The following is a 13,322-nucleotide window of genomic DNA, read 5'->3' on the forward strand; positions in this document are numbered from 1 at the left end:
GGGCGCGATCCGGACCCGTCCAGGATCCCCGTCGTGACGCATCGGCCGAGACTTGGCAGCGACAGCTGGGCGGAGACGTTCAGCCGGACGTCCACGGCGAGCCCGAATGGCAAGTGGCGGGTGAACGAGAAATAACGGTGGCTAAGTAGCTGGGCGTGAGTTACTCTCATCCCGCTTTACTTTCGACAGTGTCAATAAGGGCGTGGGGCGTCCTCTTGGGGGGTTTCGAGGATGTCGCGTGGCAAGGACCGGACGTCGGCGATCGAGGACGCAGCACCACCCACTGGCTCGCCACGCCGGGGTACCAATCGACGCTGCGACGACTTCGCGGTGCGCCGCTGGTTGATGCTGGGCGCCGCATCGGTCGGCGTCGGGGCGGCGCTTGCCGGGTACTCCCTGGTGGGTCCGCAGATCGGCACCGCAGCCGCCGACGACGCCGGATCATCGTCGGGTTCGTCGAGTTCGGGGTCTTCCAACTCCTCTAGCTCGTCTAGTTCCTCGAATTCGGCAGCATCCCATTCGTCGCCTGGGGGCAGCGATACCAAGCCGTCGGCGAGTTCGACTTCTACCGCATCGTCGGCCAGTAGCTCGGCCACGTCCTCGACGACGAAGGCCGCTGGTAGCGAATCGAATTCGGCATCGAATTCGGCATCGCACTCGGCTTCGGCGAGCACGGACTCACAGTCCTCCTCCGCGCCGACGAAGAGCTCGGTCAGCAGTGAGGCGTCGTCGTCCGCGGCGGACGTCGACGGCGGCAGCTCGGCCCAGACGACCGGTGCGACGTCCTCCGCGGCGACTACCAGCACCCCGCGTGACACGCAGACGGAGTCGAGCCCGGCGCAGAGCTCGACCACGGCGCCCACGGGCGCGCAACCCTCGGACGCCGTTCCGGCGGTCGCGGATTCCTCGTCGGAGACAGCTCCCACTGCGACAGCGACTCCCCACGAGACCGCGGCCGCGGCCACCAGCACGCCGCCCGCCGCGTCGAACGCCGGGCAAGCCAAGGAAGCAATCGTCGACGAACCGTCGCCGTCGGCGGCGCGTACGGTCGCCCTCGCCCTGACCGCGCCGGTGTCATCGGCTGCGGTGGCGGCGCCACCCACGGTGACGACGATCCCCGCGCCGCAGCTGTACTTGCCGACGCCGCAGGACATTCTGGCGTTCTTCTTCGGCGATGGCACCGCGTCCCACCCCAACGCGGGGATCTTCTTCGGCAACGGCTACTCCTGGAGTGCGGACACCTGCACCGGGATAGGTGCCTGCACCGGCGGCAACGGCGGCCTGTTCGGAGCCGGTGGCGATGGCTTCAACGGTGGCAATGGCGGCTCGGCCGGCTGGTGGGGTGAAGGTGGCGACGGTGGCGCCGGGATTGCCGGAGTCAACGGTGGCAACGGTGGCAACGGCGGCAATGGCGGATTGCTGTACGGCAACGCCGGAGCAGGTGGGGCAGGGGCCCAAACCGTCACCGGGTCCCGTGGCGGCCGTGGCGGCTCCGCCGGACTGGTCGGCCGCGGGGGCTACGGCGGTGTCGGTGGAATCTCCATCGGTGACTACCGGGGCGGCGCTGGCGGAGCCGGCGGTGCGGGTGGATGGCTGTGGGGCGTAGGCGGTTTCGGCGGAGCCGGCGGGGCCGCGATCTTCAACGGGCAGACCGGCGGCGCCGGTGGTGCCGGCGGTGACACCGGACTGGTGTCGTTGTGGGGAATCGCCGGCGACGGCGGTGCCGGCGGTGCCGGCAGCTTCGGCGGCCGAGGCGGCGCCGGCGGCAACGGCGGAATGTTGTCGGTGTTCGCCCTCGGCGGCGCAGGCGGGGCCGGTGGCGCGTCGCCGTGGGCTGGCGTCAGCGATCACGGTGGTGACGCTGGTGCGGGCGGTACCGGTGGTTTGTGGATGGGCAATGGGGGCGACGGCGGGAAGGGCGGTCAGGGCGGCGGCGACGGCGGTGCCGGCGGCAACGTCGGGATGCTCTCGGTGTTCGGCAAGGGCGGCCGGGGCGGTGACGGTGGACAGGGGCAGGCCGGGGTTCGCGGCCCCAATGGCGCCACGGCAGGTGCAGATGGCGGTGACGGTGCCTTCGGCGGTCCCGGCGGTACGGGCGGCCGCGGTGGCAACGGCAGCCTGGTCCTCGGTCTCGGCGGCGACGGAGGCAGCGGCGGTAGGGGTGGTGACGGCGGCCTGGGTGGCAACGGCGTCGACGCCCTGAACGGCAGCTTCGTGACCGGACCGTCCGGCGGTAACGGCGGCAGGGGCGGTGACGCCGGCAGCGGTGGCACGGGCGGGGCTGCCGGAACCGGACGCTTCTTCGGTGTCATCGCCTCCGACGGCGTCGCCGGTTACAGCGGTTACGGCGGTACCGGCGGCGCCGGTGGCAACGGTGGCAGGGGCGGCTGGACCAACCAAGCCGGTGCCCAGGGTGGCGCCGGGGGCAACGGCGGGGCCGGCGGCAACGGGGCAGATAGCGGTCCCGGTCTCACCGGCGGTTCCGGCGGGCCCGGCGGAACCGGCGGACCGGGCGCCAACGGAGGAACGGTCAGCCAGGCCGGCAGTGGAGGCACCGGTGGGGCCGGGGGCAACGCCGGCAACGGCGGCTCCGCCTCCAGCACCGGGTCGGCTGGCCAGGGCGGCACCGGTGGTACCGGCGGTGCTGGTGGAAGTGGTGGCAACGGAAACAGCCCAGCTGCCGGCGGTGCCGGTGGTGACGGCGGCAACGGTGGCAACGGCGGCACCGGCGGTGGTCTGGCCGGATACGGCGGCTGGTCCGGCGGGGGTGGATACGGCGGTGCCAGCGAAGACGGACAGACCGTCGCCGCGGCAGGTGCGGCCGGAGAAGGCGGCACCAACGGGTCGCCCGGCACGGGCACCACGCCGCCTACCCCGACGACGGGGGCCGTGACCGATCTCGGTCGTCAACTGGCCTACGTCTTCTTCAATCGACCGCTGACCACGTACAGCACGACGAGTCTGCCCGTGGGCGACGGCAAGCAGGTCAGCGGCTGGGTCGTCGGCCTCAACAAGAACGGCTACCCGGTCACCTATGTCGTGACCACCCAACCGAAGTACGGCACGCTGGACCTGAACCAATACACCGGCGCCTACACCTACACGCCCGATCCCACCCTCGTCCAGCCTGGCGTCCGGGATACGTTCACCGTGGAGGCCAGCAACGAGACGGCAGCCCAGGGAACCGGGTTCATCGGCGCACTGTCCGCACTGCTCCACGACTGGTCACTGACTATCGGAGTGGCCAAACCCGGCACCGCCGAGGCGACGGTCAACGTCAAGGTCACCGGAGACGGTCAGTACGGCAATGCGGTGGACAACGCCCAGTACTGGGTCAAGCAGAGCTTCTACAACTGCCAGCTCATCGCGACGGCCATGGCGATCGGGCAGGCCACCCACAGCACCTCCCCGACCGAAGACGACATGTCGACGCTGGCGGCGACCACCGACAGCGTGTTCATTCCTGGCGCCAAGATGTACTTGGGTGATTACTCCCAGACCGGTGTCTACCTCGCCGACGCGATCGCGCTGGCCAACAAGTACTTCGATGTCACCGCGACCCTCGCCACCTATGGCGGCGGCAACGTGCAGAACCCCGGGGTGAAGGCCACCGCGACCCAGGCCGACGGCCAACAGGCACTCGCCGATCTCCAAGCCGCCTTGGCCCGAGGTGACGCCGTGATGGTTGGCTACCCCGTCTCGGTGATCTGGAGCACCTTCGGCTACGTCCCGGGATCCGATGCCGACTACACCAAGACCAACCACGCGGCCGTCGTCACCCAGGTGGATCTGGCCAACGGACGCGTGTACGTCAACGACAGCTCGGCGTCGGACCCCGACACCTCCGACCGTGTCGGCAGGGCGCTGGGGCTACCCATCGGCGCATTCCTCAACGGCTGGCAAGCCAGCAATTACGCGCTCGTCACCTTCACCCAGAAGCAACCCGCGAGCACGAACGTCTAGACGTGAAGTCCAGCTCGACTCTGCGCTGAGCGCGCGTCCCTCTCGCACTTCTGCGCGCTCACCGCAGAGTCGCGCCGCGGACTACACCCAGTAGGGCACGCGGGCGCGGTACTGCCGCATCGCAAACGCCGTCACGGTCCACCCGACGATCGTCAGGACGATCACCACCACCCAGTGCCGCAGTTCCTGATCGGCCCCCAGCAGCGGCGCCCGGACGATGTCGACGTAGTGCAGCAGCGGGTTGAACTCGATGACCTTGGCCCACGTCCCGGCGCCCTGAGCGCGCAGCGTGGCGTCGTTCCAGATGATGGGCGTGACGTAGAACAGCAGCTGCACCAGGCTGAACAGCAGCGGGCTGATGTCGCGGTAGCGGGTGGCCAGGATGCCGAAGCACAACGCCACCCACACGCAGTTCACGGCGATCAGCGCCAGCGCCGGGATGAACGCCAGATCGGTCCACTTCCAGGGCTGCGGGAAGATGATCGCGATGATGACGAAGATGACGATGTTGTGCGCGAACAGCAGGATCTGACGCCACACCAGGCGATAGACGTGCACTGAGAGCGGCGTCGGGAGTTGTTTGATCAGACCCTCGTTGGCGACGAACACGTCGGCGCCCTCCAGGATCGAGGCGTTGATCAGGTTCCAGATGATCAGTCCGAGCGTGACGTAGGGCAGATGCTCGGCCAGCGGTAGGTGGAACAGCGTCGAGTACAGCGCGCCAAGTGCCACGGCCATGGTGCCCGTCGCGATGGTGATCCAGATGGGTCCGAGCACCGAGCGGCGGTAGCGCTGCTTGATGTCCTGCCAGCCCAGGTGCAGCCACAGTTCACGTCTGCCGAAGCCGGTCGCCAGGTCGGCCCAGGCGCGGGTGAAGGTCTTCGACTGCGCGGCGGCGTCGGTGAAGGTCATGGTCTGAGGAACCTCTCTCGTCTACCCAAGCGGCGCAACCGAATCCACGTCGCGAATCCGGCGGGGTCGCGACGGGTGATCAGGAAGTACCAGCCGAAGCGCAACCACTCCTGGGGCACCAGCTTGCGCTGGCCACGCTGCGCCTGCAGGTAGCCACGGTTGCGATAGGTGAAGTACCGCTTGGTGTCGTCCGGCGGGTACTGGGTGTGCATGCGGCCCCCGAGGATGGGCTTGAACTCGTCGGAACCCTGCGGATGCAGGTAGACCGCCTCCAGGCAGGTGCCGAACGGCAGCCCCGACAGCACCAGGCGCCGATGCACGTCGACCTCGTCACCACGGATGAACAACCGAAGATCCGGTACGCCAACGGCTTCCACCGTCGAGGCCCGGAACAGTGCCCCGTTGAACAGCGACGCGATGCCGGGCAGCAGGTCGCCCGCAGGATCGGATTGCCGGCTCGCCGACGCGTCCACCCGCAGCTCGGAAACCAGCCGCCGCCACACCAGCCCGCGGCGCAGCGGGAACGCCAGCCGGTCGGGCTCGTCGAGGTCGCACACCATGGGGGAGACCTCGGCCAGCCCATGTAGCTCGGCGCATCGCAACAGCGTGCCGAGCACCTCGGCGTCGGCGGGCCTTCCGTCGTCGTCGGCCAGCCAGACCCAGTCCGCCCCGAGGGCGAGCGCCTGCAGGATGCCGAGTGCGAATCCGCCGGCCCCGCCCAGGTTGCGCCGCGACCCGAGGTACGTCGTCGGAATCGGTTGAGCGGCAACCAGTTCCCGTACCTGATCGTCGGCGTCGTTGTCGACCACGATCAGATGGTCGGGGGCCCGGGTCTGGGTCGCGACCGCGTGCAGGGACTGCGACAGCTGCGCGACGCGCCGGTGGGTGACCACCACGGCACACACGAATTCACTCATGGCCCGCTGTTCTCGCGCTCATTCTCCTCGAGCACTTCGCGCACGTGATGGGCGGCGTCGTCACCCTCGTAGGCGCGCACGACCTCCTCGATGCCACCGGTCATCCTGATGGTGCCGTGGTCGATCCACATGGCGGTCTTGCACAGCCGCGCCAGGAATTCGTTGGAATGGCTTGCGAATACCAGGATTCCGGAGCGCGCCACCAGGTCCTGCAGTCGGGTGCGGGCCTTCTTGAGGAACTCGGCGTCCACGGCGCCGATCCCCTCGTCGAGCAGGAGTATCTCGGGGTCGATGCTGGTGACCACCCCCATCGCCAGGCGCACGCGCATGCCGGTCGAATACGTGCGCAGCGGCATCGACAGGTAGTCGCCGAGTTCGGTGAACTCGGCGATCTCGTCGACCTTGGCCGCCATCTGCTTGCGCGTCTGCCCCAGGAACATGCCGCGGATGACGATGTTCTCGAAACCCGAGATCTCCGGATCCATGCCGACGCCGAGGTCGAACACGGGCGCCACCCGCCCCCGGACGGTGGCCGAGCCGCGCGTCGGCTCGTAGATGCCCGACAGCAGACGCAGCAGGGTCGACTTGCCGGCGCCGTTGTGCCCGACCAGGCCAACGCGGTCACCCATCTGCAGCGACATGGTGATGTCGCGGAGTGCCTCGATCACGACGACGTTGGAGTCGTTGCGGCCGATGGTGCCGCCGGCCTTGCCGAGGAACGCCTTCTTCAACGACCGCGACTTGGCGTCGAAGATCGGAAACTCCACCCAGGCGTTCTGGGTCGAGATGTGTGGTTCGCCCACAGTTACAGGTACTGCCCGGTGCCGGGGCCGGCGGGACCGCGGCCCGGCACCCCGCCGACGCCGGGCGGCAGCGCACCCTGGCGCATCTGCTCGAGCTGCGCGCGGGCGGCCATCTGCTGGGCGAACAATGCGGTCTGGATGCCGTGGAACAGGCCCTCGAGCCAGCCGACGAGCTGCGCCTGGGCGATCCGCAGTTCGGCATCCGAGGGCAGGGTGTCCTCGCCGAACGGCAGCGCGAGGCGCTCGAGTTCCTCGCGCAGCTCGGGGGCCAGTCCCTCCTCGAGCTCGCGGACGCTGCGGGCGTGGATCTCACGCAGCCGACCGCGGCTGGCGTCGTCGAGCGGTGCCGCCCGGACCTCCTCGAGCAGCTGCTTGATCATGGTGCCGATGCGCATCACCTTCGCCGGCTGTTCGACGAGGTCGGTCAGCGACTTGCCATCGGCGTCCTCGCCCGTCGCGGGGCCGTCGCCGAGGATCTCGATGTCCTCGACGCTCTGATCGTCGGCGTTACTCGTCATGGTCTGGTGACACTCCTGGGGTCTACTTGCCTTGCCACTCGTAGATGTGGTCCTCGCCGTTGTCGTAGATCTTCTTCCACGACTTCGACTCGTCTAGGGAGACTAGTCCGTCGGGCATGACGAAACCGCGGACGACCGGCGTGCTGGTGATGACGTAGCGGATGTTCAGCGCGCGGACCGCCTCGGCGACGCGGGGGTCGGTGTCGGCGTCGTCGGCATAGGCCCAGAACACGAAGCGGTGGTACCCCGGCCCCTGCTGCTGGGGATAGTCGTAGTGCGTCCACAGCGGGTGCAGCCCGGAGACGGCGTACATCCACGCCGTGCCGTCGACGTTCGCGTTGCCGATCAGGGTGTCCTTGGCGCCGGGCAGGGTCGCGAGGTAGGCGAAGGCCTCGAGGTCCTTGTCGTCGATGATGACCTGGTCGTACTTCTCCCCGATCAGATGCCGGTGCCGGGGGAAGTAGTGCCACGCCATGCCGATGCACACCGCGACGACGACGATGCCGGTGACGATGTGGGCCGCCCGTGGACCGGCCCGCGGCGCCACCCGGCGCACCCCCGTCGACGCGGCCGAGGCCAGGGTGAACAGTGCGACACCCGCCATCGGCGCCAACAGCATCGTCACCACCGCCGAGAGCCGGCGTGGATCGCTGTAGAAGAGGTCGGTGAACAGGGCGCTGAGCGTGCCGATGACACCGTGGAACGGTGCCGAGGAGTGCACGATCGCGTAGACCAGCAGCAGCCACACCGCAGCTGGCCACCAGATCCGGCGGATGAGCAGGATCACGAAGCCGATGGCCGCGAGCAGGATGAGCGCGTTCTGAATCGGATAGTCGTTGAGGTGACGCGTGTGCTGCACGACGGCGTCGAACAGGGCCTTCTTCTTGCCCTGATGGGTGTCGAACTCGTGGCCGGCGATGATCTCGGCCTGCGCAAGCACGCCGAGGAACTGCGGCAGCAGCAGCAGTACCGCGGGGGCGGCGATCGCGGCCAGGCTGGCGAAGTCGGCCAGCCTGCCTCGGACCGGTCGCCACAATCCCTCGCACAGCCACCACGCCGCGACGAAGAGCACGGTGACCACGCCGCCGGTGATGTGCACCGAGAAGACGCCGAGTAGGGCGAGGATGGCGATCGGGATCCGGTCGCGGTTGCCGACGGCCGAGACGATCAGCGCCATCGTGGGCACCGCGAGGCCGTAGGCCGCCATGTTGGGCATGGACGCGGTGTCGAACTCGACGTACGGGATGGCGGTGAACGAGGCCGACAGGGCGGCGGCGGCCGCAGCGGCCCCGGCCGACGGCCACTGACCGAGGTCGCGACTGCGCAGCAGGTGCCACGTCAGGGCCGCCGCGCTGGCCGGGAACAGCCACACCGCGACCGCCAGCGAGTTCAGCGTGTAGGCGGTCGTGGCGGCGGCGCCGGTCAACTGGCATTGAATGGCGGCCAGGGCGTGAAACGCCGACGGGTAGTACAGCCCGGCGTGCGTTTCGACGTTGCGCAGCTCGCCCATGTGAGTCGGCGAGGCCTGGCCGGTGTCGACGATGAATCGGATGGTGTTGGCGTGCCAAACCGAGTCCCAGGTGCTGGGAATCGATTGCCAATGGGGCATGCCGCGGATTGCTGCGAATGTGATCAACACCGCACCGAGGAGGACGCCCGATGCGATCAACCACGCCGGACCGGCCGCCACCGGTTGCCCCGGACGGACGTGATCCCGGCGCCGGGAGAACACTGCCTGCAAACCTGCAACGAGAAGCGTCACGACCACCAGGGTGATCAGGGCGGTCCCGAGATTCCACGGGATTCCGAGCGCGCCGAACGGCAGAATTGCCAGCGCAACGGTGCCGTAGGTCAGTGCCGGCCCCACCGCGACCGCGACCGGCCACGTTAGCTGGGCTGTCCGCCCGATGATTGCTCCTGGAATGATTAGCAACGCCCACGCGACTAGCACTCCGGACGCCAAGCTCACTGCACTAGTATGACCGGCTAGGTGAGTTGGTCCGCACGCGCGTGGGCGCGGCGGGCACCACCGACATCGGTACGGATCGCGGTACTCACAGGGCTCGAAGGTGGCTGGCATGGCATATGACGTCGCCCGGGTGCGTGGTTTGCACCCGTCTCTGGGCGACGGCTGGGTGCACTTCGACGCACAGAACGGCATGCTGCTGCCGGACTCGGTGGCGACGACGGTGTCCACCGCCTTCCGCGGTTCGATGACCACCGGGCGGGGTCCGCACCCGGCCGCTACCCGTAGCGCAGCGGTGCTGCACGCCGCCCGTCAGGCGGTCGCCGACCTCGTCGGCGCCGACCCGCGCGGCGTCGTGCTGGGCGCCGACCGCGCCATCCTGCTGACCTCCCTGGCCGACTCCGCATCCACCCGCGTCGGGCTCGGCCACGAGCTCGTCGTGACCCGCCTCGACGACGAGGCCAACATCGCGCCCTGGCTGCGGGCCGCCAATCGGTATGGCGCCAAGGTCAAGTGGGCCGAGGTCGACATCGAGACCGGTGAGCTGCCGCCGTGGCAGTGGGAGACGCTGATCGACAAGCCGACCAAGCTGGTCGCCATCACCTCGGCGTCGTCGGCCATCGGTGCCGTCACCGATCTGCGTCCTGTCACCAAGCTGCTGCACGAGAACGGTGGCACGGTCGTCCTCGACCATTCGGCGGCTGCTCCGTACCGGCTGGTCGACGTCAACGAGATCGAAGCCGACATCCTGGCCCTGAACACCGTTGCCTGGGGTGGCCCGCCGATCGGTGCCCTGGTCTTCCGGGATCCGGCCATGATCGACACGTTCAGTGCGGTGTCGCTGGATCCGCTGGCAACCGGTGTGGAACGCCTCGAGATGGGCACGCATCAGTTCGGCATGCTCGCCGGCGTGGTGGCCAGTGTCGAGTACCTGGCGAACCTCGACGAGTCGGCGTCGGGCACGCGTCGCGAAAGACTCTCCGTGTCAATGCGATCGGCCGCGCTCTACATGGACCGGTTGTTCGACTACCTGCTGACGTCGCTGCGCTCGCTGCCGCGAGTGATGGTGATCGGCCAGCCCGAGGTTCGCATCCCGGTGCTGAGCTTCGCGCTGGACGGCGTGCCCGCCGAGCGGGTGGTGCAGCGGCTGGCCGACAACGGCGTGCTGGCATCGCTGAACACCACGTCGCGGGTGCTCGACGTCATCGGGGTCAACGACATCGGCGGAGCGGTCACCGTCGGCCTGGCGCACTACACGACGCTGGCCGAGGTGGACCAGCTGGTCCGGGCGCTCGCCTCGCTCGGCTAGGCGTCAATTCGCTACGCGCAGAAGCACTTTCCCGTATACGTCTCCGGCGGAGAGCAGCTGGTGCGCCTTGGCGGCCTCCTCGATGGGCAGCTCGGCGCCGATGATCGGACGCACCCGGCCGTCGGCGACCATCGGCCACACGTTGGCCACCACCGACTCGACGATGGCGCTCTTGCCCGACGGCCCGTCCACCGGTCGCGAGCGCAGCGCCGTCGAGATGACTGCGCCGCGCTTGGCCATCAGCTTGCCGAAGTCCAGTTCGGCCTTCAGGCCGCCCTGGAAGCCGATCACGACGAGGCGACCGTCGGGCGCCAGCACGTCGATGTTGCGGTCCAGGTAGGACGCCCCCAGCAGGTCCAGGATCACGTCGGCGCCGTGGCCGTCGGTCTGCGCCTTCAGCGCCTCGACGAAGTCCTCGCTGCGATAGTTGATGGTGATGTCGGCCCCGAGCGTGCGGCACACGTCGAGCTTCTCGGCCGATCCGGCGGTGACGGCGACCCGGCACCCCAGCGCCTTGGCCACCTGGATGCCGTGGGTGCCGATACCGCTGGCGCCGCCGTGGAAGAGCACCGTCTGACCGGCGGCGAGGTGCGCCGTCATGCCGAGGTTCGACCACACCGTGCAGGCCACCTCCGGCAGTGCGGCGGCCTCGTGCAGGCCGACGCCGTCGGGAACCGGCATGACCTGGCCGGCCGGAACCGCCACGCGTTCGGCGTAACCGCCGCCGGACAGCAGCGCACACACCTCGTCGCCGACGGACCAGGCCGTCACGCCGGAGCCGACGGCCGACACCCGCCCGGAGACCTCCAGACCGATGATGGTGCTGGCACCGGGGGGTGGCGGGTAGTGGCCTGCGGCCTGCAGGACGTCCGCCCGGTTGATCCCGGCTGCGGCCACGTCGACGACGACTTCACCGTCGCTCGCGGTGACGTCTGGCACCTCGCGCCAGGCGAGTTCGGTGGCGGATTCGGCGATGATCGCGTGCATGTCCATTACGCTACTACCGGCGAAGAACTGTCTTAGCATGACAAAATGGCGGGGATCATCGGGGGGCGGACCGCCAGTTCGATGCCCGGACTGGACATCGCCGAACAACGCGCGTGGCAACACTTCCTGGATGCGGGGTTGCTGCTGACCACGACCCTGAACCGTGAGCTCGTCGAGGTACACGGGCTCTCGCTCGACGACGTCCGGCTGCTCGACGTGCTGGCCGACTCGGCGGGCGGGTCAGTGCGGATGGGCGATCTGGCCGAGGAGCTGATGTCGTTGCCCAGCAAGGTGACTCGACAGATTCACCGTCTGGAGGTGCACCACCTGGTGCGGCGCAGAGCAACGCCGCAGGACGGCAGGGGCGTGCTGGCGACGATCACCGACGACGGCAAGACTGTCCTGCGCGCGGCGATGGCGACGTACGGCAACGGCGTGCGCACGCACTTCCTGGCTCAGCTGTCGCGCCCGCAGACGACGGCGATGGGGGAGAACTGCCGGCGGATCGTCGCCGCGCTGAGCGCCAAGTAGCCGCCCTCGTGAATGGGTCGGTGCGGGAGCGCTTAGGCTGGTCCGCGGTGGCGTGGCAGAGCGGCCTAATGCACTCGCCTTGAAAGCGAGAGACGGCTAACACCGTCCGGGGGTTCAAATCCCTCCGCCACCGCCAGCCCTACTCGCCCTTGAACTCCGGGGGCCGCTTGGCGAACATCGCGGTGATGCCCTCGGTCAGATCCTTCGAGGGTAGGAACGCCGAGTTCCAGGCCGCGACGTAGCGCAGGCTGGAGGAGACCTGGGCGACGCGCCGCTCGTCGAGGACGTCCTTGATGCCCTGCACCACCAGTGGAGGATTGGCGGCGATCTCCTTGGCCGTGGCGTGTGCCGCGGCCAGTGACGCCTCGGCGTCGGGGAAGACGTCGTTGACCAAGCCGATCTTCTCGGCCCGGGCGGCGTCGATGTCCTTGCCCGTCAACGCGAGTTCGCGCAGGTGTCCCTCGGACAGGATGAGCGGCAACCTGGCCAGACTGCCCACGTCGGCCACCATCGCAAGCTTGACCTCGCGGACCGAGAACTTGGCGTCGGCGCTGGCGTAGCGGATGTCGACGGCCGAGATCAGGTCGACCCCGCCGCCGATGCACCAACCGTGCACCGACGCGATCACCGGCTTCCGGCAGTCTGCGACGGAAGTAATGGAGCCCTGCATCGCCTTGACGGTGGTGTGAAAGTCGGTGCGGGCCTTGGCCAATGCGCCCTCGGATAGAACCGGTTCCAGCGTGCCACCCATCGACACCAGATCCAGGCCGTAGCTGAAGTTGCGCCCCGACCCGGTGAGCACGATCGCGCGCACGTCGGGATCGGCGTCGAGCGCGGCGAAGGCCACGGGCAGTTCGGCCCAGAAGGCCGGACCCATCGCGTTGCCCTTGCCGGGGCCCGTCAGCGTGACCGTGGCGACGTGCGCGTCGACGTCGATGGTGAGGGATTCGTATGCATCGCCCATGTCAGGAAGGCTACGGGTCAGAACACGGGGGTCAGCGGGGTGGTCCGCCGAGAAGTATCTCCGCGACGGTGCTCTCGGGCAGGAACGTGCACATCGCGTCGGCGAGGGTCGTCGCGATCTCGGTGTCCTCAGGGCTGAAGGTCGAGGCCTCGTTGGAGAGGATCTCCTGGATCACCGCGGTCCGGCTGGCCTGGTCGAGGCCGCCGTACTGCTTGCACGTCACGGCGAGCGCGTCACCAGGGGGTGGGACGTCCGACGACGGCTGCGGGGACGAGGTGCGCGGGGCGGACGTCGTCGGCCGGGGCGAGGTCGAGATGCGGGTGGACGGTCCGGCCTCGGTCGTCATCGCGACGGTGCCCGCGGTGGTGCGGTCGCAGCCGGCGAGGATGCCGGCGACGACGACGGTCAGTGCGGCGACCGCGACGCGCGTCCTCATCTGGTCGACGATAGGG

General features: G+C 68.9%; 12 protein-coding genes and 1 tRNA gene. 4 read left to right on the forward strand and 9 right to left on the reverse strand.

The features are described from left to right. Nucleotides 1-191: 191 nt before the first annotated feature. Complete coding sequence (locus SBI80_RS08365) at nt 192-1,154, reverse strand: hypothetical protein (RefSeq protein ID WP_318974005.1); 963 nt, start codon at nt 1,152-1,154, stop codon at nt 192-194. Here SBI80_RS08365 and SBI80_RS08370 point away from each other — a divergent pair. After that, on the forward strand, nt 1,105-3,963 hold the full coding sequence (locus SBI80_RS08370) for a hypothetical protein (protein WP_318974006.1): 2,859 nt from the start codon (nt 1,105-1,107) through the stop codon (nt 3,961-3,963). The two genes, SBI80_RS08365 and SBI80_RS08370, sit on opposite strands and share 50 nt — an antisense overlap. Before the next feature lie 81 nt (nt 3,964-4,044). Here the strand turns inward: SBI80_RS08370 and wzm are convergent, their stop codons facing one another. Genes wzm through SBI80_RS08395 form a run of 5 tightly spaced genes read right to left on the reverse strand, consistent with a single transcriptional unit; the run spans nt 4,045 to nt 9,082 of the window. After that, on the reverse strand, nt 4,045-4,875 hold the full coding sequence (gene wzm / locus SBI80_RS08375) for a galactan export ABC transporter permease subunit Wzm/RfbD (RefSeq protein ID WP_318974007.1): 831 nt from the start codon (nt 4,873-4,875) through the stop codon (nt 4,045-4,047). Continuing rightward, complete coding sequence (glfT1, locus tag SBI80_RS08380; RefSeq protein ID WP_318974008.1) at nt 4,872-5,792, reverse strand: galactofuranosyltransferase GlfT1; 921 nt, start codon at nt 5,790-5,792, stop codon at nt 4,872-4,874. Before glfT1 ends, wzm begins: the two co-directional genes overlap by 4 nt. Then, a complete protein-coding gene (wzt, locus tag SBI80_RS08385) occupies nt 5,789-6,595 on the reverse strand; it encodes a galactan export ABC transporter ATP-binding subunit Wzt/RfbE (protein ID WP_318974009.1) in 807 nt (268 codons plus the stop codon). The genes glfT1 and wzt overlap by 4 nt, the downstream gene beginning before the upstream one ends. 2 nt (nt 6,596-6,597) lie before the next feature. Next, nucleotides 6,598-7,113: a bacterial proteasome activator family protein gene (locus SBI80_RS08390; protein ID WP_318974010.1), complete on the reverse strand. Its 516-nt coding sequence runs from the start codon at nt 7,111-7,113 to the stop codon at nt 6,598-6,600. Nucleotides 7,114-7,135: 22 nt separating this feature from the next. Continuing rightward, on the reverse strand, nt 7,136-9,082 hold the full coding sequence (locus tag SBI80_RS08395) for a DUF6541 family protein (protein WP_318974011.1): 1,947 nt from the start codon (nt 9,080-9,082) through the stop codon (nt 7,136-7,138). Between the two features lie 109 nt (nt 9,083-9,191). On the opposite strand from SBI80_RS08395, the gene SBI80_RS08400 reads away from it, so the two are divergent. Then, entirely contained in the window at nt 9,192-10,388 is a 1,197-nt protein-coding gene (locus tag SBI80_RS08400; protein WP_318974012.1) for a cysteine desulfurase-like protein, read from the forward strand. Between the two features lie 3 nt (nt 10,389-10,391). Here the strand turns inward: SBI80_RS08400 and SBI80_RS08405 are convergent, their stop codons facing one another. Next, nucleotides 10,392-11,375, reverse strand: coding sequence for an NAD(P)H-quinone oxidoreductase (locus SBI80_RS08405; protein ID WP_318974013.1), 984 nt, complete (start codon nt 11,373-11,375; stop codon nt 10,392-10,394). Between the two features lie 45 nt (nt 11,376-11,420). On the opposite strand from SBI80_RS08405, the gene SBI80_RS08410 reads away from it, so the two are divergent. Both SBI80_RS08410 and SBI80_RS08415 read left to right on the forward strand, forming a co-directional pair. Beyond that, nucleotides 11,421-11,906 carry a MarR family winged helix-turn-helix transcriptional regulator gene (locus SBI80_RS08410; protein WP_318974014.1) on the forward strand — a complete coding sequence of 162 codons (486 nt, stop codon included), beginning with the start codon at nt 11,421-11,423 and terminating at the stop codon, nt 11,904-11,906. Between the two features lie 46 nt (nt 11,907-11,952). Then, nucleotides 11,953-12,042 (forward strand) — tRNA-Ser (locus tag SBI80_RS08415). Between the two features lie 3 nt (nt 12,043-12,045). Here the strand turns inward: SBI80_RS08415 and SBI80_RS08420 are convergent. Beyond that, nucleotides 12,046-12,870, reverse strand: coding sequence for a crotonase/enoyl-CoA hydratase family protein (locus SBI80_RS08420; protein ID WP_318974015.1), 825 nt, complete (start codon nt 12,868-12,870; stop codon nt 12,046-12,048). A gap of 31 nt (nt 12,871-12,901) precedes the next feature. Beyond that, nucleotides 12,902-13,306 carry a hypothetical protein gene (locus tag SBI80_RS08425; RefSeq protein ID WP_318974016.1) on the reverse strand — a complete coding sequence of 135 codons (405 nt, stop codon included), beginning with the start codon at nt 13,304-13,306 and terminating at the stop codon, nt 12,902-12,904. Nucleotides 13,307-13,322 lie beyond the last annotated feature (16 nt).

Origin of the sequence: Mycolicibacterium sichuanense (assembly GCF_033741125.1) — a bacterium.
GTDB lineage: Bacteria > Actinomycetota > Actinomycetes > Mycobacteriales > Mycobacteriaceae > Mycobacterium.